The sequence below is a fragment of the Actinomadura sp. 21ATH genome (assembly GCF_041951345.1).
GTDB lineage: Bacteria > Actinomycetota > Actinomycetes > Streptosporangiales > Streptosporangiaceae > Spirillospora.
This window is the reverse complement of record NZ_JBGNUR010000008.1, coordinates 141,751-168,024: the sequence shown is the minus strand read 5'-3', so window position 1 is coordinate 168,024 and position 26,274 is coordinate 141,751. Positions and strand designations below refer to the sequence as shown.

24 protein-coding genes and 1 riboswitch are annotated in these 26,274 nt (G+C 75.2%); of the genes, 6 read left to right on the top strand and 18 right to left on the bottom strand.

Translation table 11 applies throughout. The features are described 5' to 3' along the window. The first annotated feature begins 1 nt into the window (after position 1). Positions 2 to 1,393, top strand: coding sequence for a nitrate/nitrite transporter (locus tag ACA361_RS23905; RefSeq protein ID WP_375015185.1), 1,392 nt, complete (start codon positions 2 to 4; stop codon positions 1,391 to 1,393). 100 nt (positions 1,394 to 1,493) lie between these two features. Here the strand turns inward: ACA361_RS23905 and ACA361_RS23900 are convergent, their stop codons facing one another. Together ACA361_RS23900 and ACA361_RS23895 are read right to left on the bottom strand one after the other, a co-directional pair. Further along, positions 1,494 to 2,111 carry a maleylpyruvate isomerase N-terminal domain-containing protein gene (locus ACA361_RS23900; RefSeq protein ID WP_375015183.1) on the bottom strand — a complete coding sequence of 206 codons (618 nt, stop codon included), beginning with the start codon at positions 2,109 to 2,111 and terminating at the stop codon, positions 1,494 to 1,496. 233 nt (positions 2,112 to 2,344) lie between these two features. Then, on the bottom strand, positions 2,345 to 2,761 hold the full coding sequence (locus ACA361_RS23895) for a plectin (RefSeq protein ID WP_375015182.1): 417 nt from the start codon (positions 2,759 to 2,761) through the stop codon (positions 2,345 to 2,347). 121 nt (positions 2,762 to 2,882) lie between these two features. Between ACA361_RS23895 and ACA361_RS23890 the strand changes: the two genes are divergently transcribed. After that, complete coding sequence (locus ACA361_RS23890; protein WP_375015180.1) at positions 2,883 to 3,476, top strand: TetR/AcrR family transcriptional regulator; 594 nt, start codon at positions 2,883 to 2,885, stop codon at positions 3,474 to 3,476. Between the two features lie 26 nt (positions 3,477 to 3,502). Here ACA361_RS23890 and ACA361_RS23885 read toward each other — a convergent pair whose 3' ends face one another. The 3 genes from ACA361_RS23885 to ACA361_RS23875 are packed head-to-tail and all read right to left on the bottom strand — an operon-like array spanning position 3,503 to position 6,386. Next, positions 3,503 to 4,144, bottom strand: coding sequence for a lactate utilization protein C (locus tag ACA361_RS23885; protein ID WP_375015179.1), 642 nt, complete (start codon positions 4,142 to 4,144; stop codon positions 3,503 to 3,505). Continuing rightward, positions 4,141 to 5,661: an LUD domain-containing protein gene (locus ACA361_RS23880; RefSeq protein WP_375015177.1), complete on the bottom strand. Its 1,521-nt coding sequence runs from the start codon at positions 5,659 to 5,661 to the stop codon at positions 4,141 to 4,143. The genes ACA361_RS23885 and ACA361_RS23880 overlap by 4 nt, the downstream gene beginning before the upstream one ends. Beyond that, entirely contained in the window at positions 5,658 to 6,386 is a 729-nt protein-coding gene (locus tag ACA361_RS23875; RefSeq protein WP_375015175.1) for a (Fe-S)-binding protein, read from the bottom strand. The genes ACA361_RS23880 and ACA361_RS23875 overlap by 4 nt, the downstream gene beginning before the upstream one ends. A 369-nt stretch (positions 6,387 to 6,755) precedes the next feature. Between ACA361_RS23875 and ACA361_RS23870 the strand changes: the two genes are divergently transcribed. After that, the gene (locus ACA361_RS23870) at positions 6,756 to 6,959 is read left to right on the top strand and encodes a DUF5999 family protein (RefSeq protein WP_366623155.1); all 204 of its coding nucleotides are present in this window, start codon (positions 6,756 to 6,758) and stop codon (positions 6,957 to 6,959) included. Between the two features lie 146 nt (positions 6,960 to 7,105). Here the strand turns inward: ACA361_RS23870 and ACA361_RS23865 are convergent, their stop codons facing one another. Then, a complete protein-coding gene (locus ACA361_RS23865) occupies positions 7,106 to 7,732 on the bottom strand; it encodes an alpha/beta family hydrolase (protein ID WP_375015173.1) in 627 nt (208 codons plus the stop codon). 73 nt (positions 7,733 to 7,805) lie between these two features. On the opposite strand from ACA361_RS23865, the gene ACA361_RS23860 reads away from it, so the two are divergent. Then, complete coding sequence (locus tag ACA361_RS23860) at positions 7,806 to 8,231, top strand: PPOX class F420-dependent oxidoreductase (RefSeq protein WP_375015171.1); 426 nt, start codon at positions 7,806 to 7,808, stop codon at positions 8,229 to 8,231. A gap of 16 nt (positions 8,232 to 8,247) precedes the next feature. On the opposite strand, the gene ACA361_RS23855 is transcribed toward ACA361_RS23860, so the two are convergent. Further along, complete coding sequence (locus ACA361_RS23855; protein ID WP_375015169.1) at positions 8,248 to 9,450, bottom strand: tetratricopeptide repeat protein; 1,203 nt, start codon at positions 9,448 to 9,450, stop codon at positions 8,248 to 8,250. A gap of 129 nt (positions 9,451 to 9,579) precedes the next feature. Further along, positions 9,580 to 12,459, bottom strand: a complete 2,880-nt coding sequence (gcvP, locus tag ACA361_RS23850; protein WP_375015167.1) for an aminomethyl-transferring glycine dehydrogenase — start codon at positions 12,457 to 12,459, stop codon at positions 9,580 to 9,582. A 178-nt stretch (positions 12,460 to 12,637) separates the two neighbouring features. Continuing rightward, a riboswitch (glycine riboswitch) is annotated at positions 12,638 to 12,734 on the bottom strand. 311 nt (positions 12,735 to 13,045) lie between these two features. On the opposite strand from gcvP, the gene ACA361_RS23845 reads away from it, so the two are divergent. Then, the gene (locus ACA361_RS23845; protein WP_375015165.1) at positions 13,046 to 15,514 is read left to right on the top strand and encodes a flippase-like domain-containing protein; all 2,469 of its coding nucleotides are present in this window, start codon (positions 13,046 to 13,048) and stop codon (positions 15,512 to 15,514) included. A gap of 50 nt (positions 15,515 to 15,564) precedes the next feature. On the opposite strand, the gene ACA361_RS23840 is transcribed toward ACA361_RS23845, so the two are convergent. From ACA361_RS23840 to ACA361_RS23805, 8 genes are all read right to left on the bottom strand, one after another. After that, complete coding sequence (locus tag ACA361_RS23840) at positions 15,565 to 16,173, bottom strand: MerR family transcriptional regulator (protein WP_375015163.1); 609 nt, start codon at positions 16,171 to 16,173, stop codon at positions 15,565 to 15,567. Positions 16,174 to 16,523: 350 nt separating this feature from the next. Then, positions 16,524 to 16,994 (bottom strand): bifunctional nuclease family protein, encoded by a 471-nt coding sequence (locus ACA361_RS23835; RefSeq protein ID WP_375015161.1) that lies wholly within the window; start codon positions 16,992 to 16,994, stop codon positions 16,524 to 16,526. Positions 16,995 to 17,145: 151 nt separating this feature from the next. Continuing rightward, complete coding sequence (locus ACA361_RS23830) at positions 17,146 to 17,922, bottom strand: MerR family transcriptional regulator (RefSeq protein ID WP_375015159.1); 777 nt, start codon at positions 17,920 to 17,922, stop codon at positions 17,146 to 17,148. Between the two features lie 71 nt (positions 17,923 to 17,993). After that, positions 17,994 to 18,530: an FHA domain-containing protein gene (locus ACA361_RS23825; protein ID WP_375015157.1), complete on the bottom strand. Its 537-nt coding sequence runs from the start codon at positions 18,528 to 18,530 to the stop codon at positions 17,994 to 17,996. A 341-nt stretch (positions 18,531 to 18,871) separates the two neighbouring features. After that, positions 18,872 to 19,591, bottom strand: a complete 720-nt coding sequence (locus ACA361_RS23820) for a DUF881 domain-containing protein (RefSeq protein WP_375015155.1) — start codon at positions 19,589 to 19,591, stop codon at positions 18,872 to 18,874. Further along, positions 19,588 to 19,920 (bottom strand): small basic family protein, encoded by a 333-nt coding sequence (locus ACA361_RS23815; protein ID WP_375015153.1) that lies wholly within the window; start codon positions 19,918 to 19,920, stop codon positions 19,588 to 19,590. The genes ACA361_RS23820 and ACA361_RS23815 overlap by 4 nt, the downstream gene beginning before the upstream one ends. Beyond that, entirely contained in the window at positions 19,917 to 20,816 is a 900-nt protein-coding gene (locus ACA361_RS23810) for a DUF881 domain-containing protein (RefSeq protein ID WP_375015151.1), read from the bottom strand. The genes ACA361_RS23815 and ACA361_RS23810 overlap by 4 nt, the downstream gene beginning before the upstream one ends. Positions 20,817 to 20,890: 74 nt before the next feature. Continuing rightward, on the bottom strand, positions 20,891 to 21,544 hold the full coding sequence (locus ACA361_RS23805) for a LysE family translocator (RefSeq protein ID WP_375015149.1): 654 nt from the start codon (positions 21,542 to 21,544) through the stop codon (positions 20,891 to 20,893). A 79-nt stretch (positions 21,545 to 21,623) separates the two neighbouring features. Between ACA361_RS23805 and ACA361_RS23800 the strand changes: the two genes are divergently transcribed. Next, positions 21,624 to 22,970, top strand: coding sequence for a PLP-dependent aminotransferase family protein (locus ACA361_RS23800; RefSeq protein WP_375015147.1), 1,347 nt, complete (start codon positions 21,624 to 21,626; stop codon positions 22,968 to 22,970). 45 nt (positions 22,971 to 23,015) lie between these two features. On the opposite strand, the gene ACA361_RS23795 is transcribed toward ACA361_RS23800, so the two are convergent. Continuing rightward, complete coding sequence (locus ACA361_RS23795; RefSeq protein WP_375015146.1) at positions 23,016 to 25,514, bottom strand: sugar phosphate nucleotidyltransferase; 2,499 nt, start codon at positions 25,512 to 25,514, stop codon at positions 23,016 to 23,018. Then, on the bottom strand, positions 25,511 to 26,212 hold the full coding sequence (locus ACA361_RS23790; RefSeq protein WP_375015145.1) for a CDP-alcohol phosphatidyltransferase family protein: 702 nt from the start codon (positions 26,210 to 26,212) through the stop codon (positions 25,511 to 25,513). The genes ACA361_RS23795 and ACA361_RS23790 overlap by 4 nt, the downstream gene beginning before the upstream one ends. Between the last annotated feature and the right edge of the window lie 62 nt (positions 26,213 to 26,274).

The window sequence follows — 26,274 nt, the reverse complement described above, 5'->3', positions numbered from 1 at the left end:
GATGACCGTCACCACCGACGTCGAACGGAGAGGCCGCGGGTATCCGCTCGGCCGTCTCAGCCGTCTCCGAGGCCGCTGGATCGACGACTGGCGGCCCGAGGAGCCGGAGTTCTGGCGGACCGGCGGCGCGCGGACCGCCCGCCGCAACCTGATCTTCTCGATCTTCTCCGAGCACATCGGCTTCTCGGTGTGGACGCTGTGGTCCGTGCTGGTGCTGTTCCTCGGGCCCGCCTACGGCATCGACCCGGCGGGCAAGTTCACGCTGACCGCGGTCCCGGCCCTCATCGGGTCGGTGCTGCGGGTGCCCTACACCTTCGCCGTCGCCCGGTTCGGCGGCCGCAACTGGACCGTCTTCAGCGCCGCGCTGCTGCTGGTCCCCTCGGTGCTGGCCGCGTTCCTCATCCAGCCGGGCGTGTCGTACACCACGCTGCTGCTCCTGGCCGCCGTCGCCGGCGTCGGGGGCGGCAACTTCGCGTCCTCGATGGCCAACATCAACGCGTTCTACCCCCAGCACCTCAAGGGCTGGGCGCTCGGCCTCAACGCCGGCGGCGGCAACCTCGGCGTCGCGGTCGTCCAGCTGGTCGGGCTCGCGGTGCTCGCCACCGCCGGCAACGGCAGCCCCGGCCTGGTCGCCGGGATCTACATCCCGCTGATCGTGCTGGCCGCGCTCGGCTCGGCGCTGTACATGGACAACCTCACGCAGGCCCGCAGCGACAAGCGGGCGATGCGCGAGGTCTGCCGCGACCCGCACACCTGGATCGTCTCGGTCCTGTACATCGGCACGTTCGGGTCGTTCATCGGCTTCGGCTTCGCGTTCGGGCAGGTGCTCCAGGTGCAGTTCAAGGCCGACTTCGACACGCCGATCAAGGCCGCGTACCTGACCTTCCTCGGCCCGCTGCTCGGCTCGCTCATCCGGCCGGTCGGCGGCTGGGCGGCCGACCGGCTGGGCGGCGCCAAGGTCACGTTCTGGAACTTCGTGGCGATGGCCGCCGCGGCGGGCCTGGTGCTCGCGGCGTCCGCCCTGGAGTCGCTGCCGCTGTTCCTGACCGGCTTCGTGCTGCTGTTCGTCTTCAGCGGGCTCGGCAACGGCTCCACGTACAAGATGATCCCGGCGATCTTCCGCGCCAAGGCCGAGCTGGGCGTGGCCAACGGCGGCGACCCGGTCGCCGCCGAGCACCAGGCGCGGCGGCTGGCCGGGGCGCTGATCGGGATCGCGGGCGCGGTCGGCGCGTTCGGCGGCGTGCTGGTCAACGTCGCCTTCCGCCAGTCGTTCCAGACCGCTGGGACCGGGGAGGCCGCGTACATGGCCTTCATCGCCTTCTACGCGCTCTGCTTCGCGCTGACGTGGCTGGTCTACCTGCGCACGCACCCGAGGAAGCTGGCCGGCGTCTGACCCCGCCCGGCACGGCCCGGCGGCCGGGGCGCGCCTCCGGGAGCGGAGGGGCGCCCCGGCCGTCCGCGCGGGCCGCCCGTCCGTCGAAGGCCGCGAGCCGTCAGAGGCCGCGGCCGGCCCGTGCCGGACGGCGCGCGCCGGTCCGCCCGGTCTCGCGCGGCCAGGCCGGCGACCGGCCCGACGAGCGCAGCACGGCCTCCCACGCGTCGCCCGGCGCCAGCGGCAGGTGCGGGACGCCCCAGTGCCACGCCGAGACCAGCAGCTCCGGATCGTCCGGCCGGTAGTCGGCGCCGATGGCGCGCGCCAGGTCCCAGGCGTGCAGGTGCCACTCCACGCACGCGGCGCCCGCGTGGTCGCCGACGGTGTACTTGGTGCCCCGGTAGATCAGGTGGGTGCGGTCCCACATGTCCGGCATCAGATCGGCGTACGCGCCCGCCGACACGGTGAACGCCATGATCCGCTCGGCCCCGGGCTCCGGCGGCAGCACGGCCAGCTCGGCGGCGTTCTGCCTGGCCTGCTGGCGGATCAGCACCGCGCTCGCGGCCTCCCGGGCGAACAGCTTCGCCAGCCGGCTGTCCGGCGCGTCCTGCAGGTACTCCAGGTAGTTCTCGGCCACGCAGCGCAGGTGGCCGGCCAGGTCGACCGCCAGCCACTCGGCGCACGGGGTCGGCACGTTCCAGTCCCGCACCCGTGCCGCCAGCCCACGGATCGCCCGCACCCCGTCCTGGTAGGACTCGAGGACGCGATGCCGTTCAGGCGGCGTGCGCTCCACTTGTCTCCCCCCGCGATCCAACCACCGTGCGCCCCGGCCCCGGCCCCGGCGGCACCCCCGGGCAGGTAGATTCTCAGAGATCGGCGGCCGGTGCCACCCGGTGACGCGGTGTCATCCCCTCCAGGTGGACCGGCCCTGCCGTCCCTTTGCCGTCTCTTCCCGTACCGCGGCCCGGCGGCTCAGCGCGCCACGGCGGGAGCGGTCCGGAAGCTCAGCCGGTGCGCCTCGCGGGCGGTGCGCAGCCGGTCGACCTCGGCCGTCCACGGCCGCACCGCCGGGCGCGCCTTGGCCTTGCGCAGCGCGATCTCGGCGGCGCGGCGGGCGCCGGCGTCGGCACCGGGCGCGGCGTAGGTCCTGTGGCCCGCGGCGACGCGCTCGGCGGCCTCGGCGGCCAGCAGCGCGGCGGTCAGCGCCTCGTCGAAGGCGACCGCCTCGGCGCGCGGCCCCGCGTCGGAGGGGTCGGCCTCCTGCGCGGCCCGCAGCGCCTTCTCGGCCTCGGTGGCCTCCGCCAGCCGGTCGCGGTAGGTGCCGGCGAGCACCTCGTCGGCCTCGATCAGTTCCGCGACGTCCTTGCTCATCCGGCGGCCCAGCGGCATATCGGTGCTCCTCAAGATCCCGGGCGTTCCACAAACGATCGGTGCCAGCGTACGCTCGGCTCCGGCGAGTTGTGACGGGGGACACCCGGCCCACGGTCTTTACGTAGTAAGGTTTCCTCTCATGGTCCGGCAACCGGCGATCAACGCGAAAGACCGCACGCCCCTGTCCACCGAGCGCATCATCGAGGCCGCGCTCCAGATCGTCGATGGCCAGGGACTGAGCCGCCTGACGATGCGCCGCCTCGGCGACGCGCTCGAGGTCGAGGCGATGGCGATCTACCACCACCTCCCCCGCGGCAAGGAGCAGCTGCTCGACGGCCTCGTCGCGCACGTGGCCGCAGCCCCGGCCGACGCGGCCGGCGCGGCCGGCTGGCGGGACGCCCTGCGCGGCTGGGCCCGGTCGTACCGGGAGCGCCTGCTCGGCCACGCCGGCGTCCTGCCGCTGCTGGTCACCCGGCGCAACCCGGCCGCGCTGGCGACCACCACCGCCTCGCTGCGCGAGATCCTGCGGACCGGCCGCATCCCCGAGGCCACCGCCGCCGTCGCCGCGCACACGCTGCTGTCGTACGTCATCGGGCACGCGGCCATGGAGGTGCGCGGCCGGGCCGCCGAGGGCACCGGCGCGCAGGCCGTGGCCGAACCCGGCGGGCCGGTCGACTGGGACGCCCGGTTCCTGGCCGGCCTGGACCTCGTCCTGGCCGGCCTCAACCCCTGAACCCGGCCGCCCTGCTCTCCCGCGGACTACTCGTCGACGACGAAGACGTCCAGGGCGCGCGGGCCGTGCGGGCCCGGCACCCGCTCCAGCCCGACGTCCTCGGTCGCGGACGGCCCGCTGATCCAGGTCAGCGGGCGCGCCGGATCGAGCCGGGCGACGGCCTCCGGCACGGTGCCCACGATCTGGTCGGCGTGCACCACGCACAGGTGGTAGTCCGGGACGAGGGTGAGCGCCCGGCGGCCCTGCGCGCGCCCGCCGTCCAGCACGATCGTGCCGGTCCGCGCGACCGCCGCCGCGCAGCCGGTCACGACACCGTCCAGGCCGTCCAGCGCGGCCGGGTCCAGCAGCGGCGAGTCGGCCTGCGCGTGCACCCCCTCCAGCCCCGCCAGCCAGCCGAACGGCAGGTCCGCCGGCGCGATGATCCGCTTGGCCTCGCGCGCCCACAGCGCCGCCGCGATCGCGGTCGCCAGCCCGTCGGCGCCGACGTGCCGGACGGTGGCGCCGTTCTCGGCGACCCGCTCGGTGAACAGCGCGACCACGTCCGCGCGCGTCGGGGCCTCCTCTGCCGTCAGCCGCACCCGGTAGCCGCGCGGGACCGGGACCCGCGTACCGCGCGCCGCGCCGAGCGCCTCCCGCACCCGCGCCAGGACCGTGTCGCGGGCGCTCACCGGCGGCCGCCCGCGCCGGGCCGGCCGCGCCACCAGGCGCGGAAGCTCTCGGCGGGCGGGGCGGGGACGTCCCGCGCGTCCGTCCACTTGCCCAGCAGCCCCGGCAGCCGCCGGATCCGGCCGCCGCGCGACAGCAGCCGCGCCCAGCGGGTGCCGCGCCGCAGCGCCGCCTCGTACCGCCGCCGGTCCCCCAGCGTCCACGCCAGCGCCCGCATCATGGCCAGCTCCGGCGTCGGCACCGGCCGCCGGCGGCGCGACTCGATCACCTTGCCGCGCAGGTGGACGAGCAGGTCCGGCAGGTCGATGCGGACCGGGCACACGTCGGCGCAGGCGCCGCACAGCGTGGAGGCGTACGGCAGGGACGCGTCCGCGGCGCTCTCCACGCCGCGCATCAGCGGTGTCAGGACCGCCCCGATCGGCCCGGGATGGACGGGCCCGTACGGGTCGCCGCCGGTCCGCTCGTACACCGGGCACACGTCCAGGCAGGCCGTGCAGCGGACGCAGCGCAGCGCCAACCGGCCCGCCTCGTCCGCCAGCACCGAGGTGCGGCCGTTGTCGAGCAGCACCAGGTGGAACGCGCCGGGCCCGTCGCCCGGGGTCACGCCGGTCCAGGTGGAGACGGCGGTGCTCATCCGCCGCCCGGCGGCCGCGCGCGGCAGCAGCTGCAGGAAGACCTCCAGGTCCTCCCAGGTCGGCACGATCTCCTCGATGCCCGCCACGGTGATCAAAGTCTCCGGCAGTACGGGGCACACCCGCCCGTCCCCGCCGGAATCGAACAGGACGGCCGTGCCGGTCTCGGCGACCAGCAGGCCGGCGCCGCACACCGCGGCACGGGCGGCGAGCGCGCGGCCGCGCAGGTGGATCCGGGCGGCCTCCACCAGCGCCCCGGGGTCGTCCGGCAGGTCGGCGGGCGCGCCGGGCAGGCGGCGCGCGAACAGCTCCCTGATCTGCGCCCGGTCCCGGTGCATGGCCGGGTACAGCGGGTGCGCGGGCCGGTCGTTCCCGTCCAGGCCCACGACCAGGTCGCCGACGCCGGCCGGGCGGGCGGTGATCCCGGCCCGCGCCAGCGCCTCGTCCAGCCGGATCTCGCGGAGGACCGGCGACCGCATCGTCAGCACCTCGGCCTCCCCGGTGCCGCGGACCAGCCGGGTGACGACGCGGCGGGCCGCGGCGGCGTCGACGGCCCAGTGGACGGTGCCGCCCGCCGCGGTGACGGCCCGTTCCAGCTCCAGCAGGTGGGCGTCCAGGTTGAGCAGCGCGCCGTCCTTGATCGCCTGGCCGGCGGCGCGCAGCTCCTCCCAGTCGCCGGCCTCGGCCGCGGCGGCGGCGCGGCGCTCGCGCAGCGCCGCGGTGGCGCCCGCGAGGTTGCGCCGCAGCCGGGTGTCGGCCAGCGCGGTACGGGCGGCGGCCGCGAACTTCTCGGGCGCCACCCGCGGCATGGGCAGCGGAACCGGGCCGGGACCGGAGGAGGAGGAGGGGGTCGTCCCGGCGGAGGAGTCCCCGGGGGGCATGGTCATGTGGCCTCCGATCCCGCGAGTATCTCCGCCAGATGCATGACCCGCACGCCCGCGCGCAGCCGCGACAGGGCGCCGCCGATCTGGGCCAGGCAGGAGGTGTCCGCGGCGCAGACGACGTCGGCGGAGGTCGCGCGGATGTGCGCGACCTTGTCGGCCACCATCGCCACCGAGACGTCGGCGTTCTTCATCGCGAACGCCCCGCCGAACCCGCAGCACTCCCCCGCCGCGGGCAGTTCCACCAGGTCCAGGCCCTTGACCGCGCGCAGCAGCCGCAGCGGCCGGTCGCCCAGCTCCAGCGCGCGCAGCGAGTGGCAGGTCGGGTGGTAGGTCACCCGGTGCGGGAACACCGCGCCCACGTCGGTGACCCCGAGCACGTCGGTGAGGAACTCCGACAGCTCGTACACGGCCAGCTCCCCCGCCGCCCGGGCCAGGCCCTGGTCGCCGGCGGCGCGCGCGATCCGCGGGTAGGCGTGCCGGACGGTCGCCGCGCACGACGCGGACGGCGTCACCACCACGTCCCCGCCGCCGAACGCCGCGGCGAACCCGCGGGCCAGATCGGCGGCCTCCCGGTGGTAGCCGGTGCTCCAGTGCATCTGGCCACAACAGGTCTGCTCGGACGGGAACACCACCTCGTGCCCCAGCCGCTCGAGTAACAGCACCGAGGCGCGCGCGGTGCCGGGGAACATCGCGTCGTTGAAACAGGCGGCGAACAGCGCAACACGCATAAACGGTCCTCTTCCCCTGGTCCCCCTGGCCCGTTCCCCCTCGGTCATCGTAGAGGCGGAACGGCCGCCGTCCAGGCGGAACGATCGCTTGCGCCGGACCGGCGGCGGGCGGGCCCGGAACGGCCCGGCACCCGAATCGGGGGAAAGTTTCTTGATCGTTCGGCGTGTCGACCTTCGCCGGTTATCGCGCGCGGGGCACGCTATGCCTGGCACCCCAGGGTGAGACGGGTCACAACCGAGCGGTACTCCGGTACCACCGGACAACCGTCCCATCGGGCTATGGCAGCCCGGAGACGAACCGTTCCACACTGAGGTGCGTCAGAAAGTACGACCGTGACCAATGAATTGATCGAGACCGGAGGCACGCCGATGTGCCCGCACCAGCCGCCCTGTCCGTCGGCCGACGGCCCCAACCGCGAAGCCGCCCGCACGCTCGCGACGCACCCCGAGCAGGGGTGGAGCCTGCTGTGCAACGGCGTCGTGCTCTTCGAGGACACCGGCGAGCTGCTGCCCGACGGGGGAGTCATCGCACCGCACCGGCCGACGGACCTTCCGGAGCCGTCCGCCGCCTGACCACGCGGGACTAGCCGGGGCTAGTCCCACTGGGTGATCTTCCCTCGGGGGCCAGCCCGCCCGTCCCCTCCTCTGGACCCGGATCCGGGTCCAGAGCGAGTACGGCCTCCCCTCAGCGCCTTCTTCCGGCGTTCAGCCCTCATCCGCTAGCCCGTCTTCTCCGTCTTCTCGCCCTTCCCGGCCGCCGCCCAGCGGCGCAGCCACGGCTCCGCCGCCGCGCCCGCCGCCACGGGGTTCCGCGACAGGTCGTGCCGCTCCCCCGGCAGCACCGTCACCTCGGCGGCGTCCGCCGCGTCCGGGATGCCGAACGGGTCCTTCTCCCCGCTCACCACCAGCACCTCGGCGCCCGCGCCGCGCAGCTCGTCCACCCGCGACCTCTCCGGCCGGCCGGGCGGATGCAGCGGGAACGCCAGCGCCACCACGCCCGCCGCCCCCGCCGCCGAGGCCGTCCGGCAGGCCACCCGGGCGCCGTTGCTCCGCCCGCCCTGCACCAGCGTCACCGCGCCGAACCGCTCCCGCAGCGCCGCGATCACCTCCAGCCAGGCCGCGTCCTGCTTGCCGGCCGCGCCCGGCGCCCGCCGGCCCGCCGCCCGGAACGGCTGCAGCACCCGCGCGACCGCGCCGCCCAGCCCCAGCGCCACCGCCCGCACCGCCAGCAGGTCGGGCGCGTCCACGCCGCCGTTCGAGCCGTGCGTCAGGACCAGCAGGAACGCCGGGTTCACGGTCTCGTCCAGCGTCACCACCGCCGGGCCCTGCGCCGTAACGATCTCCACCCGGCCACGCTATCCGGCCGGCCACGCGGCCCGGCGACCGGCACGCGGTGATCACGTACGGCAGACTGCACCCATGACAGCGATGACCGACGACGAGTGGCGCGCCTTCGTCTCCGCGGGCACCCGGACCGGCAAGATCGGCGTGACCCGCAAGGACGGCGCCCCGCACGTGACCCCGATCTGGTTCGTCCTGGACGGCGACGATCTGCTGTTCAACACGGCCGCGTCGGGCCTCAAGGGCCGGGCGGTGCGCCGCGAGCCGCGGGTGTCGATCTGCGTGGACGACCAGGAGCCGCCGTTCTCGTTCGTGATGATCCAGGGCGAGGCGAGCGTCTCCGAGGACCTCGACGAGGTGCGCAGGTGGGCGACCGTGATCGGCACCCGCTACATGGGCGCCGAGCGCGGCGAGGAGTTCGGCGCCCGCAACGGCGTCCCCGGCGAGTACCTGGTCCGGGTGCGGATCACCAAGGTGGTCGCCGAGCGGAACGTGGCCGGCTGACCCGCCGGCCGGCCGCTCAGTCCCCGACCGGCTCGGTGTCGGGCCAGCCCGGCGGCAGCGCCGGGGCGGGCTCGCCCATCGCCAGCCGCAGCCGCTCGGCGAAGCTCTCGTGCAGCAGCGGGCCCCAGGCGTAGTCGCTCGGCACCCGGACCGCCTGGCCCATCACCTCGCGCGCCGCGCCGGGCCCCGTCCCGCCCGCGCCGCCGTCGTAGCCCGCGTACCGCACCGCCAGCAGCGCGTACATGTGGTCGAGCGCGCCGAACGCCTCGCCCGCCAGCGCCGGCAGGCTGCCGTCGGACACCGCCTGCTCGACCACCGGCTCCCACCACAGGTCGGCGGGATCGCCGCCCGCCGCGTCGGCCGGGTCGTCGTCGGCGAAGTCGCGCCGCAGCCGTGCCCGCACCTGGGCGGCCACGCCCGGGTCGGCCAGCCCGCGCCGCCACACCTCGCGCGCCTCGGCGCCCCGGCCGCGCAGCGGCAGCGTGCGCGCCAGCAGCTCGGTCGCCAGCGGCCCGACCTCGCCGTCGGCCGCCGCGCCGGCGTCGTTGAGCGCCGCGCCGAACGCCCCGATGGCCTGGTCGAGGTAGGCGATGCCCAGCGCGACCGCCAGCCGGGCGTGCGCGTACGGCGCCTTCTCCCGGTCGATAAGCTTGAGCCCGGCGTTCAGGATCCGCAGCGCGCGGGCCGCCTCGCCGCGCTCCAGCAGCCGCTGGGCGAGGTCGTGCGCGGCGACCGGGCCGTACTCGGCGTCCCCGGTCGCGACCGCCTCCTCCCAGTGGCCGCGGGCGGCCTCGAAGTCGCCGCCGTCGTCGGCCAGCCGGGCCAGCGCCAGCAGCGCCGGCGGCAGGTACGCCGGGTTGCCGAAGTCGACCACGACCCGCCACGCGGGCTCGGCCTCGGCGGGCTCGCCGGCCCGCTCGTGGGTGAGGGCCAGGTGGTACGCGGCGCGCGCGCCGTACTCGGGGTCGCCGGTGGCGATGGCGAGCCGGTCGGCCTCCCGGGCCGCCTCGACGTCGCCGCCGTCGTCGAGGACGACGGCCAGCCCGAGGGCGGCCTGGGCCCGGCAGGGGGTGTCGCCGAGGGCGAGCACCTCCCGGAAGAGCCCGGCGGCCCGGCCGGGGTCGCCCTCCTCGGCCAGCAGCCTGGCCTCCTCGCACAGCCGGGACGGATCGGCCGCCGCGCCGCCCGCTGCACCGGCCTTGTCCGGGGTCTCGCTCATGCTCCGCCTCTGGGGGTCGGGTCGGTGCCCCGAGCCTACCGACGGCGGGCGCGCGCGTCCCGGGGCGACACCCGGAAAGGGCCGGCATGATCATTTCTGTTCGGTCACGCCGGCCCCCGCGCGGGCGGATCAGTCCTCGAACGCCTCCGGCGGCGGGCAGGAGCAGACGAGGTTGCGGTCGCCGTGCGCCTGGTCGATCCGGCGCACCGGCGGCCAGTACTTGCCCTCCCGCAGGGCGGGCAGCGGGTAGGCCGCCTCCTCGCGGGTGTACGGGTGCTTCCAGTCCTCGGCGACCAGGCACGCGGCGGTGTGCGGCGCGTGCTTGAGCGGGTTGTCGTCGCGGTCGTAGCCGCCGTCGGCGACGCGCTGGATCTCCCGGCGGATCTCGATCATCGCGTCACAGAACCGGTCCAGCTCGGCCAGGTCCTCGCTCTCGGTCGGCTCGATCATCAGCGTGCCCGCCACCGGGAACGACAGCGTCGGCGCGTGGAAGCCGTAGTCGATCAGCCGCTTGGCGACGTCCTCGGCGGTGATCCCGGTCTCCTTGGTGATCTTCCGCAGGTCGGCGATGCACTCGTGCGCGACCAGGCCGTTCCGGCCGGTGTAGAGGATCGGGTAGTGCGGGCCGAGCCGGGCCGCCAGGTAGTTGGCGCCGATGATCGCGCCCTCGGTGGCGGCGCGCAGCCCGTCCGGGCCCATCATCGCGATGTACGCCCAGGAGATCGGCAGGATCCCCGCCGAGCCCCACGGCGCCGCCGAGATCGGCCCCACGCCGGTCTCCCCCGGCCCGGCCTCCGCGCGGAGCGGGTGGCTGGGCAGGAACGGCGCCAGGTGCTCGCGCACGCCGATCGGGCCGACGCCGGGACCGCCGCCGCCGTGCGGGATGCAGAACGTCTTGTGCAGGTTGAGGTGCGAGACGTCGGAGCCGAACTCGCCGGGCCGGGCCAGGCCGACCAGCGCGTTGAGGTTGGCGCCGTCCACGTACACCTGGCCGCCGGCCTCGTGCACGGACGCGCACACGTCCACGATCGTCTCCTCGAAGACGCCGTGCGTGGACGGGTACGTCACCATGATCGCCGACAGCGCGGCGCCGTGCTTCCCGATCTTGGCGTGCAGGTCGTCCAGGTCGATGTTGCCGCCGTCGTCGCACTTGACCACGACGACCTTCATCCCGGCCATCACGGCGCTGGCGGCGTTCGTGCCGTGCGCCGACGACGGGATCAGGCAGATGTTCCGGTGCCCCTCGCCGCGCGACTCGTGGTAGCCGCGGATGGCCAGCAGGCCGGCCAGCTCGCCCTGCGAGCCGGCGTTGGGCTGCACCGACACCTTCGCGTACCCGGTGATCTCGGCCAGCCGGTCCTCCAGCTCGCCGATCAGCTCCAGGTAGCCGGCGGCCTGCTCGACCGGCGCGAACGGGTGGACGTTCGCGAACTCCGGCCAGGTGATCGGCTCCATCTCGGCGGTGGCGTTCAGCTTCATCGTGCAGGAGCCGAGCGGGATCATCGACCGGTCCAGCGCGATGTCCTTGTCCTGGAGCCTGCGCAGGTAGCGCAGCATCGCGGTCTCGCTGCGGTGCGCGTGGAAGACCGGGTGGGTCAGGTACGGGCTCTCGCGCCGCAGCGCGTCCGGGAAGCCCTGCGGGAGCTCGCCGGCCTCGGCGGGGGCGGCGCCGAACGACTCCAGGACGGCCGCGACGTGCTCGGGCAGCGTGGTCTCGTCGCAGGCGGCGGCGACATGGTCGGCGTCGACCGGGCGCAGGTTGATCCCGCGCTCGCGGGCGGCCCGGACGATCTCGTCCGCGCGGCCCGGCACCCGGGCCAGCACCGTGTCGAAGAACGACCCGTGCACCACCTCGACCCCGGCGCCGCGCAGCCCGGCGGCGATCTCGGCGGCCCGGCGGTGCGCGCGCTGGGCGATCGCGGCCAGCCCCTCGGGGCCGTGGTAGACGGCGTACATGGCGGCCATCACCGCCAGCAGGACCTGGGCGGTGCAGATGTTGCTGGTGGCCTTCTCGCGGCGGATGTGCTGCTCGCGGGTCTGCAGCGCCAGCCGGTACGCGGCGGCGCCGTCGGCGTCGACCGAGACGCCCACCAGGCGGCCGGGCAGCTGCCGCTGGAGGCCCTCGCGGACGGCGATGTAGCCGGCGTGCGGGCCGCCGAAGCCGTACGGGACGCCGAACCGCTGCGCCGACCCCACCACGATGTCGGCGCCGGACTCGCCGGGCGGCCGCAGCAGCGTGAGGGCGAGCAGGTCCGCCGCGACGACGACCTGCGCGCCCCGCTCGTGCGCCTGGTCGCCGACGGGCGCCAGGTCGCGCACCGCGCCGGACGCGCCGGGGTACTGGAGCAGCACGCCGAAGAAGTCGCCCTCGGGCAGCCCGCCCGACAGGTCGGCGGTCACGACCTCGATGCCCAGCGGCACCGCGCGGGTCCTGATCACCTCGATGGTCTGGGGCAGCGCGTCGGCGTCGACGAGGAAGGTGCCGGGGTCCTTCCTCTTGGACGCGCGGTGCGCCAAAGTCATCGCCTCGGCGGCGGCCGTGCCCTCGTCCAGCATCGACGCGTTCGCGACCGGCAGCCCCGTCAGGTCGCTCACCACCGTCTGGAAGTTCAGCAGCGCCTCCAGCCGGCCCTGCGAGATCTCCGGCTGGTACGGGGTGTACGCGGTGTACCAGCCCGGGTTCTCCAGCACGTTGCGCAGGATCACCCCGGGCGTGATCGTCCCGTGGTAGCCCAGCCCGATCATCGACGTCAGCACGGTGTTGCGGGACGCCAGCTCGCGCAGCCGGTCCAGCGCGGCGGTCTCGCTCAGCGCGGGCGGCAGGTCCAGCGGCCGGGCGGTGCGGATCGCGGCCGGGACCGCGTCGTCGAGCAGGGCCTCGGCGCCGGAGTAGCCGATGGCCGCCAGCATCCGGGCGTGGTCGTCGGGCGCCGGGCCGATGTGCCGGTCGGCGAACGCGGACCGGGGATGCTGCGGCGACGCCACGGGGGCGAAGTACTGGGCGGTCATCTGGGGAGCCTCCTGGGCTGCTGAGGTCGCTCAGGGCCACCGGCGGCCCGTGCGGGGCCGACGGCCGGTCTCCCCCTCTGTCATCGGCACCTGAGAGATTCGCCCGCGGTACGGGGTTTCCCCTTCGGTGAGGCCCGCCCCCTCCGCGAGGGGGACCGCGCCTGCTTTCCAGAGGTGCCTCGCCCGAGCGGTCCTTTTGCCTGAGAGGTTCCGGGGAGGGTTGCCCCTTCGGCGCCCCGCGCTGGTTTGCGCGGGAACTCTCCCGCCCAGGGTCGACGGCGTTCCTTGTGGAACTCTATCCAATCCGCCGCGGAAACGATCGCCGCGGGGGCGCGGGAGGACCGCGCACGCCGATCACCCGCGCGCCGACCTGTGATCGCGCGGGCGTGCCCGGCCAGTACGATACCCAAAGCCCGCGGGAATACCGGGGGGAATGGGGGCCGACGGGGGCCGGAAGGGTACGGATGTCGGTGAGCGTGCGATTCTCCGCGAACGTGCTATCGGGCCGGCCGGGCGCCGCACCCGGCGGCGCGCCGGCGGTCCTGGGACGCTGATCGAAGTGACGGATCCGGACGGTGGCGAGGGCGTGACGCAGACTCGCGACGAGCGGACGCGGCCCGGCACGGCCGCGCCGGCCGCCGTGCCCGTCGACGAGCCCGACCGGCCCGACCGGATCCGGCGGCCCTCGGACGCGATCCGGTTCGCCGCCTCGGTGGCCGGGCTGGCCGCGGTGATGCTGCTGGTCTCGTTCGCCCAGCAGACCACGCACGGGCTGCAGAACGACGTGTTCGAGGTCACCGCGCACGCCCCGCACCTCCTGCTGACGCTGGCCACGCTGGTCTCCAGCTTCGGGGTGCTGGCCGTCCCGGTCGCGTTCGCCGTGGAGCGGCTGTTCCGCAAGGACGGGACGCGCGTGGCGATCGCGCTGCTGGCCGCGGTGATCGCGTTCGTGATCACCGTGCTGCTGGACGACCTGCGGGTGGCGACGGCGCCCGGCGGGGTGCTGGACTCGCTGATCTGGGGCGGCACCGACACCGCCCCGGTGCACACCGACATCGCGCCGGTGATCGCGTTCGTCAGCGCGGTCGGGATGGCCGGCCGGACCCGCTGGCAGGCCGCCACCTGGACGATGATCGGGATGGTCGCGCTGACCGGCCTCGCCGCCGCGTACGCCTCGGTGTCGGCGCTGGCGGCCACCTACTTCCTGGGGCGCGCCATCGGCCACGGCACGCTCTACGCGGTCGGCACGCCCAACCCGCGGCCGCCCGGGCCGGCCGTGATGGCCGCGCTGGAACGGCTCGGGCTGCGGCCCGTGCGCGCCCGGCAGCTGCCCGGCGAGGCCGACGAGGTCCGCCGGTACGGGGTCGAGATCGCCCGGGCCCCCGGCGCCGTACCCACCGACGGCACCGGGACGGCGCTGCCGGACGGCGGCTGGCAGCTGGAGGTCGGCGTCCTGGACCGCGACCTGCAGACCGCCGGGCTGCTGTACCGGGTGTGGCGGCTGGTCCGGCTGCGCGAGGCGTCGCCCCGCCGCCCGGTCCGCTCGCTGCGCCGCTCGCTGGAGCAGGAGTCGCTGATGGCGTACGCCGTCGACGCGGCGGGCGTGCGCACCCCCCGGCTGGTGGGGACCTGCGAGGTCGGCACCGAGGCCGCCCTGATGGCGTACGAGCACGTCCCCGGGACCCGGCTGGACGACCTGCCCGACGAGCAGCTCACCGACGGCCTGCTCACCGCCGTCTGGGAGCAGCTGAAGCGGCTCCAGTCGGGCCGGCTGGCGCACCGCAGGCTCGAAGGCAAGGCGATCCTCGTCTCGGACGGCGGGCGGCCGTACCTGACCGGGCTGAGCTCGGGCGAGATCGCGGTCGGCGACCTGGCGCTGCGCCTGGACCTGGCCCAGCTGCTCACCACGCTGGCGCTGCGGGTCGGCCCCGAGCGCGCGGTGCGCACCGCCGCGGACGTCCTCGGCGAGCAGGCGCTGGCGAGCGCGGTGCCGCTGCTGCAGCGGGTGGCGCTCTCCCGCGACACCCGCGCGATGCTGCGCCACCACCGCGACCTGCTCACCCGCATCCGCGAGCAGATCGTCGGGCTGAAGCCGGAGAGCGAGGCGCCGCCGCCGGTCCGGCTGGAGCGGTTCCGGCCCCGCACGATCTTCAGCATCGTCGCGCTGAGCATCGCCGCCTACATCGTCATCCCGCAGCTGAGCAGCGTCGACCCGGTCCAGCTGGTGGCCGGGGCCGAGTGGTGGTGGGTCGGGCTCGCGCTGGCGGCGGCCGCGCTCACGTACCTGGCCGCCGCGTTCATGCTGATGGGCTTCGTGCCGGAACGGCTGCCGCTGGGCCGCACCGTGCTGGTCCAGGTCGCCGCCTCGTTCGTGAAACTGGTGGCGCCCGCGGCGGTCAGCGGGGTGGCGCTGAACACCCGCTACCTGCAGCGCTCGGGCGTGCGGCCCGGGCCGGCGGTGGCGAGCGTGGGCGCGTCCCAGCTGATGGGCATGGTGATGCACATCCTGCTGCTGATCGTCTTCGGGTTCGTCACCGGGTCGACCGGCAACGCCACCCGCGACCTGGCGCCGTCCAGGACCGTGGTGATCGTGCTGCTGGCGCTGGCGGTGCTGGCCGGGGTCGCGCTGACGATCCCGCGGGTCCGCCGGATCGTCACCGGCCGGCTCAAGAGCATGTTCTCCGGGGTCGTCCCGCGGCTGGTGGACGTGCTCCAGTCGCCCCGCAAGATCCTCACCGGGCTGGGCGGGACGCTGCTGCTCACCGTCGGCTTCGTGGTCTGCCTGGACGCCTCGATCCGGGCGTTCGGCGGCTCGCTGCCGTGGACGGCGGTCGTGGTCGTCTTCCTGACCGCCAACGCGGTGGGCTCGGCCGCGCCGACCCCCGGCGGGCTGGGCGCCGTCGAGACGGCCCTGACGGTGGCGCTGACGATCTCCGGCCTGACCGCCGAGACCGCGACCTCGGCGGTGCTGCTGTTCCGGCTGCTGACGCTGTGGCTGCCGGTGCTCCCGGGCTGGGGGGCGTTCGCCTACCTCCAGCGCAAGGAAGCGATCTAGCCGGCGCCTAGGCGCGCTTCCCGCTCCCGCCGTCCCCGCTGTCGGGCGGGTCAGCCCGTCTTGCGGGCGCGGCGCCGGTGCGCGAGCTCGTCGTGCGGGTGCTCACCGGAGTCGTCCTCGTCGTCGGTGGCCGCGCGTTCAGCGGGGAGCTCGGCAAGGCTCCCCTCCACCTCCTGCCAGACACGGCCCAGCGCGATGCCGAAGACCCCCTGGCCGCCCTGCAGCAGATCCACGACCTCGTCGGCCGAGGTGCACTCGTACACGCTCACGCCGTCGCTCATCAACGTGATCTGCGCGAGGTCCCGGACGCCGCGGTCGCGCAGGTGGCTGACCGCGGTCCGGATCTGCTGGAGGGAGACACCGGTGTCGAGTAGGCGCTTGACGACCTTGAGGACGAGGATGTCGCGGAAGCTGTAGAGGCGCTGGCTGCCCGAGCCGTGCGCGGCGCGGACGCTGGGCTCCACCAGCCCGGTGCGGGCCCAGTAGTCCAGCTGGCGGTAGGTGATCCCCGCGGCGGCGCAGGCCGTGGGCCCGCGGTAGCCGACGTTCTCGGGCGGTGCGGACACCTCGGTGTCGAAGAGCAGGCCCTGCTCCCCGGCACGCCGAGACGCCACCTGCCTCTCGGGGGTCGCCTTGCCCTCGCCGCTGCTCACCGCCACGCGGACCTCCGGCTTCTATCAGCCCGCGGGGCTTCGTCAAGGGGGTTTGACGAATTACACCACGGGTGTTCCACCAGCACGGTAGGTGCCGGTCAGGGTGTGGTCAACGTTCACCGTCGGCGCGTCGCATGCCCGGATGAACCGGCTTCACGTGGGCAAACTGCGCACCAGACGCCCACTTGGACTCCTTTCCCCCGGGGACGTCCCGGAAACGGCCGCGCGGCCGGTGCCGGAAGTTCACCGGCGGACCTGCGCCGATCCCGGCCGATCCGGGCCGATCCGGGCCGATCCCGGCCGATCCGGGCGGCCCACCGCGCCCCGGCCCGTCCGGGAGCGCCGTCCGCGGCGGCTCAGCCGGCCCGGCCGAAGTCCTCCGGCGAGATCGTGTCGAGGAACTCGCGGAACTTCTCGACCTCGTCCTCCTGCTCGTCGGGGATCGCGACCCCGGCCTCCTCCAGCACGTCCTCGCTGGCGAAGATGCTGGCGCCGGTGCGCAGCGCCAGGGCGATCGAGTCCGACGGCCGGGCGCTCACCTCCACGCCGTTGGAGAACACCAGATCGGCGAAGAAGATCCCCTCGCGCAGCGCGGTGATGTTGACCGTGCGCAGCTGCACCCCGAGGGCGTCCAGCACGTCGCGGAACAGATCGTGGGTGAGCGGGCGGGCCGGCAGCACCCCCTGCTGGGCGAAGGCGATCGCGGTGGCCTCCACCGCCCCGATCCAGATCGGGAGGTAGCGGTCGCCCTCCGTCTCCTTCAACAGGACGATCGGCTGATTGGAGGGCATCTCGACCCGTACGCCGACGACCTCCATCTGCTTCACTGCGGCTCCCTGCTGCTGGTCCTCGCTCGTCTGGTCACCGTGCCGGATCGATCCCCGACCGAACCTTCTAGCCAAACTACACCCAGGCTCGGATTCCGCGTCGAGGCGGGAGCGCGCCGTTTCTCCGGCGGCGGCCGGGCGGGGCGCCGGATCAGGGGCCGAGGCTGTCGCGCAGGCCGGCCGAGACGAGGGTCGCGTGCAGCCGGATCGCCAGCGCCGCGATCTCCCGCGCGGTCTCGGCGGCCCGCTCGTGGGCGCCCGGGTCGCGGCGGCGCAGCTGCGGCGCCACCACCTGGTCGATCAGCCCGACCTGCCGGTCGGCCGCGGCCTTGACGGCGCGCAGGTGCCGGACCTCGAACCCGAACGCGCCCAGCGCGGCGGCGGTGCGCGCCACCGTCAGGTCCTCGCCGGTGTAGTACCCGCTGGTGCGGCGCACCAGGCCGTACTCCTCCAGGCGGGCGAGCATCTCCTCGTCGATCCCGGCGCCGTCGATGAGCTGGCGCCGGGTGAGCCGCACCGCGGCCGTCTCCCCCGCGGTGCCGTCGGCCGCCACGAGCGTGCGGGGGCGCCGCGCGGCCGCCTCGGCGCGCGGGGCCGGAACCGCGCCCGCCGCGGCGCCCTGGGACGCGGCCGGGCCTGCGGCCGGAGCGGGGGCCGGGACCGGCTCGCCGCGGTCGCGCGCCTCCAATTGCTGCCTGATCACCCGCAGCGGCAGGTAGTGGTCGCGCTGCGAGGTCAGGATGAAGCGCAGCCGCTCGACGTCGGCGTCGCAGAACTTGCGGTAGCCCGCGGGGCTGCGCTGGGGCTCGATGAGCCCCTCCGCCTCCAGGAAACGGATCTTGGAGATGGTGATGTCGGGGAAGTCGGGCCGCAGCAGCCCCAGCACGTCCCCGATCGTCATCGGGGCCGGTGCCGCCTGTGCGCTCATGGCCCCTCCCCTCGCCGCGGTCCCGCGGTGCTCCCCGTCTGCCGCACGCTCGCGCCTCCGGACGGATCCGGTCAGCCGTGCTGCGGGTTGGTCAGGAACACCAGACGGAACTTGCCGATCTGGACCTCGTCCCCGCCCGACAGCCCGGCCTGGTCGATCCGCTGCCGGTTGACGTAGGTGCCGTTCAGGCTGCCGACGTCCCGCACGGAGAACGCGCCGCCCTCGCGGGCGAACTCGGCGTGGTGCCGGGAGACGGTGATGTCGTCGAGGAAGATGTGGCTCTCGGGGTGGCGGCCCGCCGAGGTGCGGTCGCGGTCGAGCAGGAAGCGGCTGCCGGCGTTCGGCCCGCGCTTGACCACCAGCAGGGCCGTGCCCGGCGGCAGCGCCTCCACGGCCACCTGGTCGGCGCCGACCGGCTCCTCACCGCCCTGGTCGACGTCCAGCGCCTCGATCCCGCCGATGGAGATGGTGGAGGTCGACTCGCCGGGAGACTCCCTGTACGGCGTGGGCGCGGGGGCGCTCCGCGTCAGCGGAGTGCCGCAGTTCGAGCAGAAGCGGGCATCATCCGGGTTGGCGTGACCGCACTGCGTGCAGTAGACGCTCGGCATCGATCGGCTCGGCCTCCTACCATCGGCGCGGCGCCCGCGCCCCCCGCTGCCGCGGAGACCGCCTGCGCCACGCGCATCCTGTACCAACCCACGCCGGGGACCCGTCCCCCGACCACGGTCCAACTCGCCGCCCACCAACACGACGGTTGCCGCAACTTACGCGGGTAGTGCCCGAGGGGTCAACCGGAACGGTGAGCCGGCTGCCCCTCAAGCTACCTCCGTCAATGATCGCAGGTCTACGGCGCCGCGCGGACCACGGCCGAACACCGGGACCGGCCCCGGCCGGGCGCCGGGTCCCCGACCTGCGGGATCATGATCTCGTCCGGGCCGGGCCCGCCCGGTCAGCCGGGCCGGGTCACCCGGATCTCGATCTTCGGCCGGGCCTCGACGGCGACCCGTGCCCCGGCCCCCTCCAGGGTCTTGGTCACGCCCCCCGGGATGTCGAGTGCCGTGGTCATGGTGTGCGCGTCGCCGATCACCAGGAACCGGTACGGCGCGCGCAGGAACCGGCCGTCCGCCACCACGCCGCCGGCCGCGTCCACGAAGTACGTGCCCGTCCCCGCCCGGACGTCGTTGATCTGGACGACCTCGGCGCCCGCGTCGCGCAGCTCCTGGAGGGCGTCGAGCAGGTGCACCGCCCGGACCCGGCCGGCCGGGTCCTCGACGGTGACCTCGATGCCCGGCCCCTCGGCCGGGAGCGTGCCCGCCAGCAGCCCGTACGCGGCGGCCCGCTCCCGGGCGTCGGCCAGCGCCGTCGTGCCCTCCCCGTCGCGCTCCAGCCGCGCCCTGGTGTCCTCCAGCTCGCGCAGGTCGCCGCGCAGCCGCTCGGAGCGCTGCGACAGGTCCGACAGGACGCCGACCAGCTCGTCCTGGCGGGCGGCGGCGAACGTGGTGTCCCGCTTGGTGGTCTCGACCTGCGCCACCACCGCGAAGCCGAGCAGCAGGCACAGCAGGCCGCCCGCGAGCTGGCCGCGGCTCAGCCGGGGCCGCAGCAGCTCCCGCACCCCTGCGCGTCCCTCCTGCTTCTCCGGCTCCCGCCGGTCCTTCTGGTCGCCGCTCATGCGCCGAACAGCTTCCGGCGGATGGCGGCGGCGTTGGAGAAGATGCGAATGCCCAGGACGACCACGACGCCGGTGGACAGCTGGGAGCCCACCCCGAGCTGGTCGCCGAAGAAGACGATCAGCGCGGCGATGACGGCGTTGCCGACGAACGACACCACGAACACCTTGTCGTCGAAGACGCCCTCCAGCCGGGCCCGGACGCCGCCGAACATCGCGTCCAGCGCGGCGACGATCGCGATCGGCAGGTACGGCTGGAGCCACAGCGGCACGTCGGGTTCGAGGAGCAGGCCGAGCCCGATGCCGGCCAGCAGCCCGATCAGGGCGATCACGGCCGCTCCCCCTCCCGCGCGTACCTGGGCCGCGGCGTGCCGCCCGCGGGCAGCTCGGCCCGGTCCGGGGCGCGGACGCCGTACCGGATGCCGTAGCGGTCGTGCAGGAGCCGCGCGCGGCGTCCCGCCTCCGAGCCCTCGAACGCCGCGCGCAGGCGCGCCCGCGCGTCCCGGCCGGCGGCCAGCGCGGTGATCTCGTACGGGGCGCTCAGCGGCCGGTAGTCCACCAGGATCGCCTCTCCGGCGGTGCGGATCGCCGTGGTCGGGGTGAGCCGCCGCCCGTTGACGCCGATGGCGGTGGCGCCGGCCGCCCAGAGCCCGTTCACCAGGACCTGGAGGTCCTGATCATAGACCCGGGCCTCCTCCGGGCGGGGCGCGCGGGCGCCCTCGCGCGGCGCGTCGTCCAGGGTCAGGACCAGGGCGGGGCCGGACACCGCGGCGGCGGCCGCGGCGTCGGCGGCGGCGGCCAGGCCCTGCCGGGCCCGCTCCCCGGCGGCGCTGCGGGCCAGCGCGGCCGCGCGCCGCCGCTGGGTCTCGTCCCGCAGCGCGTCCACGCGGCGCTGGAGGTCGTCGGTGCCGGCGGTGCGCAGGCGGATCTCCTCGATCAGCCGGGAGCGCCGCTCGGCCGCCACCGGCTCGCTGCGCCGCACCTCGGCGCCGGCGACCGCGATGAGCAGGCCGACCAGGATCAGCGCCAGCGGGACGCCGGCCCGGGCCAGCGGCCCGCGCCGCGCCGCGCCCTGCTCTCCCGCCGCCGCGCGCCGGGCGGCGGCCGCGGCGTAGCCGGGGTCGGCCACCCTGCCGGCGATCAGGTCCGCCAGCAGCGACATGGAGGCGTCCGGGCGCCGCCGCCCCGGCCGCTCCCGCTCCTCCGGTCCCTCGGGTCCCTCTGTCACGCGCCCATCATGGCAAGCCGCGCCAAATCCCGGCGCAGGTCAGGGCCCGCCGCGATGGTGCGGGCGGCTGCTCGTCAGGGGACGGGCGCGGCGGCGGCGCGGGAGCGGTCGAGGCCGAGGTGCAGGGCCATCCCGGCCAGGACCGAGCCCATCAGCCAGCGCTGGGCGCGCTGCCAGAGGGGGCGCTCGGCCAGGAACGCGGCGATCGTCCCGGCGCCCATGGCGATCAGGCCGTTGATGGTGACCGCGATCGCGACCTGGGTGAGGCCCAGCAGGAGGCTCTGGAGCGCGACGGCGCCACGCTCGGGCTCGACGAACTGCGGCAGCAGCGACACGTACAGGACCGCGATCTTGGGGTTGAGCAGGCTGGTGACCAGCCCCATCGTGTACAGCCGGCGCGGCGGGTCGGCGGGCAGCTCCCGCGGGGCGAACGCCGCCCGCCCGCCGGGCCGCAGCGCCTGCCAGGCCAGCCAGAGGAGGTAGCCGGCGCCGGCCAGCTTGAGGGCGGTGTAGACGGCCGGGACCAGCGCGAAGACGGCGGTGAGCCCGGCGGTGGCGGCGACGACGTACACCGCGAAGCCGGTCGCGACGCCCGCCAGCGAGATGAGCCCGGCCCGGCGGCCCTGGGTGATCGTCCGGGACACCAGGTAGATCATGTTGGGCCCCGGGGTGAGGACGAGTCCCAGCGCGATGACGGCGATGCCGGCGACGGCGGTCAGCGAAACCATGCGGATCACCGTAAGGCGCCCGCTATTCTCGGTGCAATACAGCGAATTGATCTCGGTGCAATGTCGGAGGGCGTGGACGATGGACGACTTCCGGCGGGTCGCCGACGCGGTGGCCGCCGACATCGCGGCGGGGCGGCTGCGGCCGGGCGAGCGGCTGCCGCCGCAGCGGGCCTTCGCGCGCCGGCACGGCATCGCCAATTCCACCGCCATCCGCGTCTACGGCGAGCTGGCGCGGCGCGGGCTGGTCGTCGGCGAGGTCGGCCGCGGCACCTTCGTCCGCGCCGCCGCCCCCGCCGCCGCGCCCGCGCTGACCGAGCCGGCCGGGACGAGGATCGACCTGGAGCTCCAGCATCCGGTGGCCGGCGGGCCGGCGGAGCGGATGGCCGCGTCGCTCGGCCGGCTGCTGCGCCCCGACGTGCTGGACGCCGCCCTGCGCCCGGTGGGCGCCGCCGGCACGCCCGCGGCCCGTACCGCTGCCGCCGCACTGCTCGCCCGCCCCGGCTGGGAGCCCGACCCCGGCCAGGTCCTCTTCACCGGGAACGGGCGGCAGGCGATCGCCGGCGCGGTGTCGGCGCTGGTCCCCGCCGGCGGCCGGCTGGCCGTCGAGGAGCTCACCTACCCGCTCGCCGCGTCGGTCGCCGCGCGCCTCGGCATCACGCTCGTCCCCGTCGCCACCGACGCGCACGGGCTGGTCCCGGAAGCGCTCGCCGCCGCGCACCGGCGCGCGCCGTTCCAGGCGGTGTACGTCCAGCCGACCGTCCACAACCCGTGCGGCGCGACCATGCCGGCCGGCCGCCGCGCCGAGCTGGCCGCCGTCCTGGCGGACCTGCGCGTGCACGCGGTCGAGGACGCCGTCTGGGCGTTCCTGGACGCCGCCGCGCCCCCGCCGCTGGCGGCCTGGGCCCCGGACCGCACGATCGTCGTCGACGGCCTCTCCAAGCGGCTGGCGCCCGGACTGGCCGTGGGCTTCGCGGTGGCGCCCCCGGCGCTGCTCGGCCGGGTCGGCACCGCGCTGCGCACCGGCGCCTGGACGCCCGCCGGGTACGCCCTGGAGGCCGCCGCCGGCTGGATCTCCGACGGCACGGCCGCCGCCCTCGGCGAGGCCAAGCGCGCCGACGCCGCCCGCCGGCAGGAGATCGCCGCGCGGGAGCTCGCGGGTGTCCGGGACGCCCGGACGCGCACGCACCCGCACTCCTACTTCTGCTGGTGGGAGCTGCCTCCGCCGTGGCGCGCCGAGACGTTCACCGCGGCCGCCGCGCGGCGCGGCATCGCCGTCACGCCCGCCGCCGCGTTCACGGCCGGCTCCGCGAGCGCGCCGCCCGCGGTACGGATCGGCCTGGGCACTCCCCCGCCCGGGGTCCTCGCCGATGCCCTGCGCACCCTCGCCGCCGTCGCGGCCGCCGGGCCGGACGCCGAACCCGGCTGAGCCGCCACCCGGGCCGCCCGGGCCGCCCGGGCCGCCCGTGCCGGGTCAGGACTCGGCGCGCTCGACGACCGCCGCCCACTCCTCCAGCAGCTCCTGCGCCGCGTCGGCGTCCGGGCCCTCGGCCCACAGGTGCGTCACCGCGTCGGACGGGTCGGGCAGCACCAGCACCCACCGGCCGTCCTCCTCCACCACCCGCACCCCGTCGGTGGTGTCGATCGTCCGGTCGCCGGCCGCCTCCACGACATGCCGCATCACCCCGCCCTTGGCCGCCCACGGCGTCGGCACGGAGCGGCGCAGCAGGTGCGCCTCGGGGATGCGGCGGTCGATCTGGGACAGCGTCAGCCGCGTCCGCGCGACCAGCCCCACCAGCCGGACGAACGCCGCGATGCCGTCGACCGTGCGGCTGAACTCGGGCATCAGGAAGCCGCCCCGGCCGTCCCCCGCGAAGATCACCTCGGGCCGGGCGGCGGCCTTGGTCAGCACGTCCTGCGAGGTCGAGGTCCACTCCACCTGGACGCCGTGGAACCGGCACACCTGCTCGGCCACCCGCGTCGTCGTCACCGGCAGCGCCACCCGGCCGCCGCGCCGCTCCGCCGCGACCAGGTCCAGCATCACCAGCAGCGCCCGGTCGTCGCCGATCAGCTGGCCGCTCTCGTCCACCAGCGAGATCCGCTCCCCGACCGGGTCGAACCGCACCCCGAACGCCGCCCGCGACGACGACACCAGCTCGCCGAGCCGCTGCAGGTCGCGCATCCGCTCGGCGAGCGTCTCGGTCGGGCTGGCCTCGTCCAGCCGGTTGTTGCGGGTCAGCACGTCCACGCCGACCCGGCCCAGCAGCGTCGGCAGCACCAGCGACGCGGTGCCGCCGGCGCAGTCCAGCACGATCTTCAGCCCGGCCTCGCGGACCCCCGTCATGTCGACCCGGCGCAGCAGGTCGCGGGCGTAGGTCTCGGTCGTCCGCGCCGGGTACGTCAGCTCGGCGATCTCGCCGGGGAACGCCCGCCGGAACTCCTGCCGCCCGAACACCCGCTCCAGCTTGCGCTGCGCCGCCTGCGACAGGTCGGCGCCGTCGGGCGCCAGGAACATGATGTCGACGCCCTGCGGGTCGCCCGGCGTGGTCCGCAGGTACAGGCCGCCCGCGCAGTCCTCCCGCGCCGTCTCGAACCGCGCCACCGGCAGCGGGCACGCCTCCAGGTCCTGGACGTCGATCGCGCTGGACGTCAGCGCGCTGATCACCGCCCGCTTCAGCGTCCGGGCCGCGCGCGAGGCGTCCCGGCCGGTCACCACCGCCGTGCCCTTCTTCAGCGTCGTCGCGTACGCGCTGGCCAGCCGCACCGCCAGCTCCGGGGTGATCTCCACGTTGATCAGCCCGGACACCCCGCGCGGGCCGAACAGGTTCCGCTGGCCGCGCGACTCCCAGATCACGCTGGTGTTGACGACCGCGCCGGCCTCGATGGTCTTGAACGGGTAGACCTTGACCTGGCTGGAGACGTACGCCTCGGCCTCGATCACGCACTCGTCCCCGACGACCGCGCCCTCCTCCACCCGGGCGCCCGCCATGATGTCGGTGTTCTTGCCGATCACGCAGCCGCGCAGGTTGGTGGACGGCGCGATGAACACGTTGTCGTGCACGATCGCGCGGTGCAGGAACGCGCCCTCCTTCACCACCACGTTGCTGCCCAGCACGGTGAACTCGCGCAGTTCCACGCCCGCCTCGACCTTGGCGTAGTCGCCGACGTACAGCGGGCCCTTCAGCACCGCCTCGGCGTCCACCTCGGCGCCCTCGGCCACCCACACGCCCGGTGACAGCTCGAAGCCCTGGAGGTCGACGTCGACGAGGCCCGACAGCATGTCGGCCTGGGCCTTCATGTAGCTGGCGTGGGTGCCGACGTCCTCCCAGTAGCAGTCGGCGACGTACCCGTACAGCGGCGCGCCCTCCGCCAGCAGCTTGGGGAACACCTCCCCGGACCAGTCGACCGAGCGGCCCTTCTCGACATGGTCGAGGACCTCCGGCTCCATGATGTAGATGCCGGTGTTGACGGTGTCGGAGAACACCTGGCCCCAGGTCGGCTTCTCCAGGAAGCGCTGGATGCGGCCCTCGTCGTCGACGATGATGATCCCGAACTCCAGCGGGTTGGGGACCCGCTTGAGCCCGATGGTGACCAGCGCCCCGTTCTCGCGGTGGAAGCGCACCATGTCGGTCAGGTCGATGTCGGTCAGCGCGTCCCCGGAGATCACCAGGAAGCGGTCGTCGCGCAGCGCCTCCGCCGCGTTCTTGACGCTGCCCGCCGTCCCCAGCGGGATCTCCTCGGTGGCGTAGCTCAGCGACATGCCGAGTTCCTCGCCGTCCCCGAAGTAGTTGCGGATCAGCGCGGCCAGGAACTGGACGGTCACCACGGTCTCGTCGAACCCGTGCCGCTTGAGCAGGCGCAGCACATGTTCCATGATCGGCCGGTTGACGAGCGGGAGCAGGGGCTTCGGCTGGTTGGCGGTCATCGGACGCAGCCGCGTCCCCTCACCGCCCGCCATCACAACGGCCTTCATCGCGGTGTCTCCGCTCCCTTCTGGTCGCCGGCCGACGGGTCGGGATCGGGGTGGGGGCCGCGGGGCGGATCGGGCGGCGGCTCCGGCGGCCCGGCGCGGTGCGCCAGGACGAGCCGGCGGGTCTGCGCCCAGTACAGGAGCGCCGCCCACCAGTACAGGGCCGTGCCCCAGATGGCGAACGACCAGCCGATGACCCGGGCGCCGGTGGCCACCGGGCCGTCGTGCCCGCCGAGCAGCAGCAGCGGGAACGCGTACAGCAGGCACAGCGTGGCCGCCTTGCCGATGAAGTGCACCGGCAGGGTCCCCCCGTACCCGAGCCGGCGCATGATCGGCACGATCGGCGTGATCGCGACCTCCCGGCCAACCAGCAGCACCACCAGCCACAGCGGGATGATGTCCCGGACCGTCAGGCCGACCAGCGTCGCCAGGATGTAGAGCCGGTCGGCCGCCGGGTCCAGCACCACGCCGAGCCGGCTGGTCTGGTTCAGCATCCGGGCGAGCTTGCCGTCCAGCCAGTCCGACAGCCCCGCCGCCACCAGCAGGCCGAGCGCCCACCAGTCGGCCTCGACCAGCACCAGCCACAGGAAGAGCGGAACCCCCAGCAGCCGCGCGAAACTCAGCGCGTTCGGCACCGTCCAGATCCGGCCGGACACCCCGGCCGGGCCGGGCTCCGGTGACCTGTCGACATCAGGGCTCACTGACGCGATCGCCTCCCCTATCCCCCAATGACCATGACCCTATCGTCAGGGTTGGTAAAGCC

Excerpts from the sequence above, each read along its gene's own strand:
- ACA361_RS23905 (WP_375015185.1), top strand. The coding sequence starts at position 2 with ATGACCGTCACCACCGACGTCGAACGGAGAGGCCGCGGGTATCCGCTC.
- ACA361_RS23895 (WP_375015182.1), bottom strand. The coding sequence starts at position 2,761 with ATGCCGCTGGGCCGCCGGATGAGCAAGGACGTCGCGGAACTGATCGAG.
- ACA361_RS23890 (WP_375015180.1), top strand. The coding sequence starts at position 2,883 with ATGGTCCGGCAACCGGCGATCAACGCGAAAGACCGCACGCCCCTGTCC.
- ACA361_RS23880 (WP_375015177.1), bottom strand. The coding sequence starts at position 5,661 with ATGACCATGCCCCCCGGGGACTCCTCCGCCGGGACGACCCCCTCCTCC.
- ACA361_RS23875 (WP_375015175.1), bottom strand. The coding sequence starts at position 6,386 with ATGCGTGTTGCGCTGTTCGCCGCCTGTTTCAACGACGCGATGTTCCCC.
- ACA361_RS23870 (WP_366623155.1), top strand. The coding sequence starts at position 6,756 with ATGTGCCCGCACCAGCCGCCCTGTCCGTCGGCCGACGGCCCCAACCGC.
- ACA361_RS23860 (WP_375015171.1), top strand. The coding sequence starts at position 7,806 with ATGACAGCGATGACCGACGACGAGTGGCGCGCCTTCGTCTCCGCGGGC.
- ACA361_RS23855 (WP_375015169.1), bottom strand. The coding sequence starts at position 9,450 with ATGAGCGAGACCCCGGACAAGGCCGGTGCAGCGGGCGGCGCGGCGGCC.
- gcvP (WP_375015167.1), bottom strand. The coding sequence starts at position 12,459 with ATGACCGCCCAGTACTTCGCCCCCGTGGCGTCGCCGCAGCATCCCCGG.
- ACA361_RS23830 (WP_375015159.1), bottom strand. The coding sequence starts at position 17,922 with ATGAGCGCACAGGCGGCACCGGCCCCGATGACGATCGGGGACGTGCTG.
- ACA361_RS23825 (WP_375015157.1), bottom strand. The coding sequence starts at position 18,530 with ATGCCGAGCGTCTACTGCACGCAGTGCGGTCACGCCAACCCGGATGAT.
- ACA361_RS23820 (WP_375015155.1), bottom strand. The coding sequence starts at position 19,591 with ATGAGCGGCGACCAGAAGGACCGGCGGGAGCCGGAGAAGCAGGAGGGA.
- ACA361_RS23805 (WP_375015149.1), bottom strand. The coding sequence starts at position 21,544 with ATGGTTTCGCTGACCGCCGTCGCCGGCATCGCCGTCATCGCGCTGGGA.
- ACA361_RS23800 (WP_375015147.1), top strand. The coding sequence starts at position 21,624 with ATGGACGACTTCCGGCGGGTCGCCGACGCGGTGGCCGCCGACATCGCG.
- ACA361_RS23795 (WP_375015146.1), bottom strand. The coding sequence starts at position 25,514 with ATGAAGGCCGTTGTGATGGCGGGCGGTGAGGGGACGCGGCTGCGTCCG.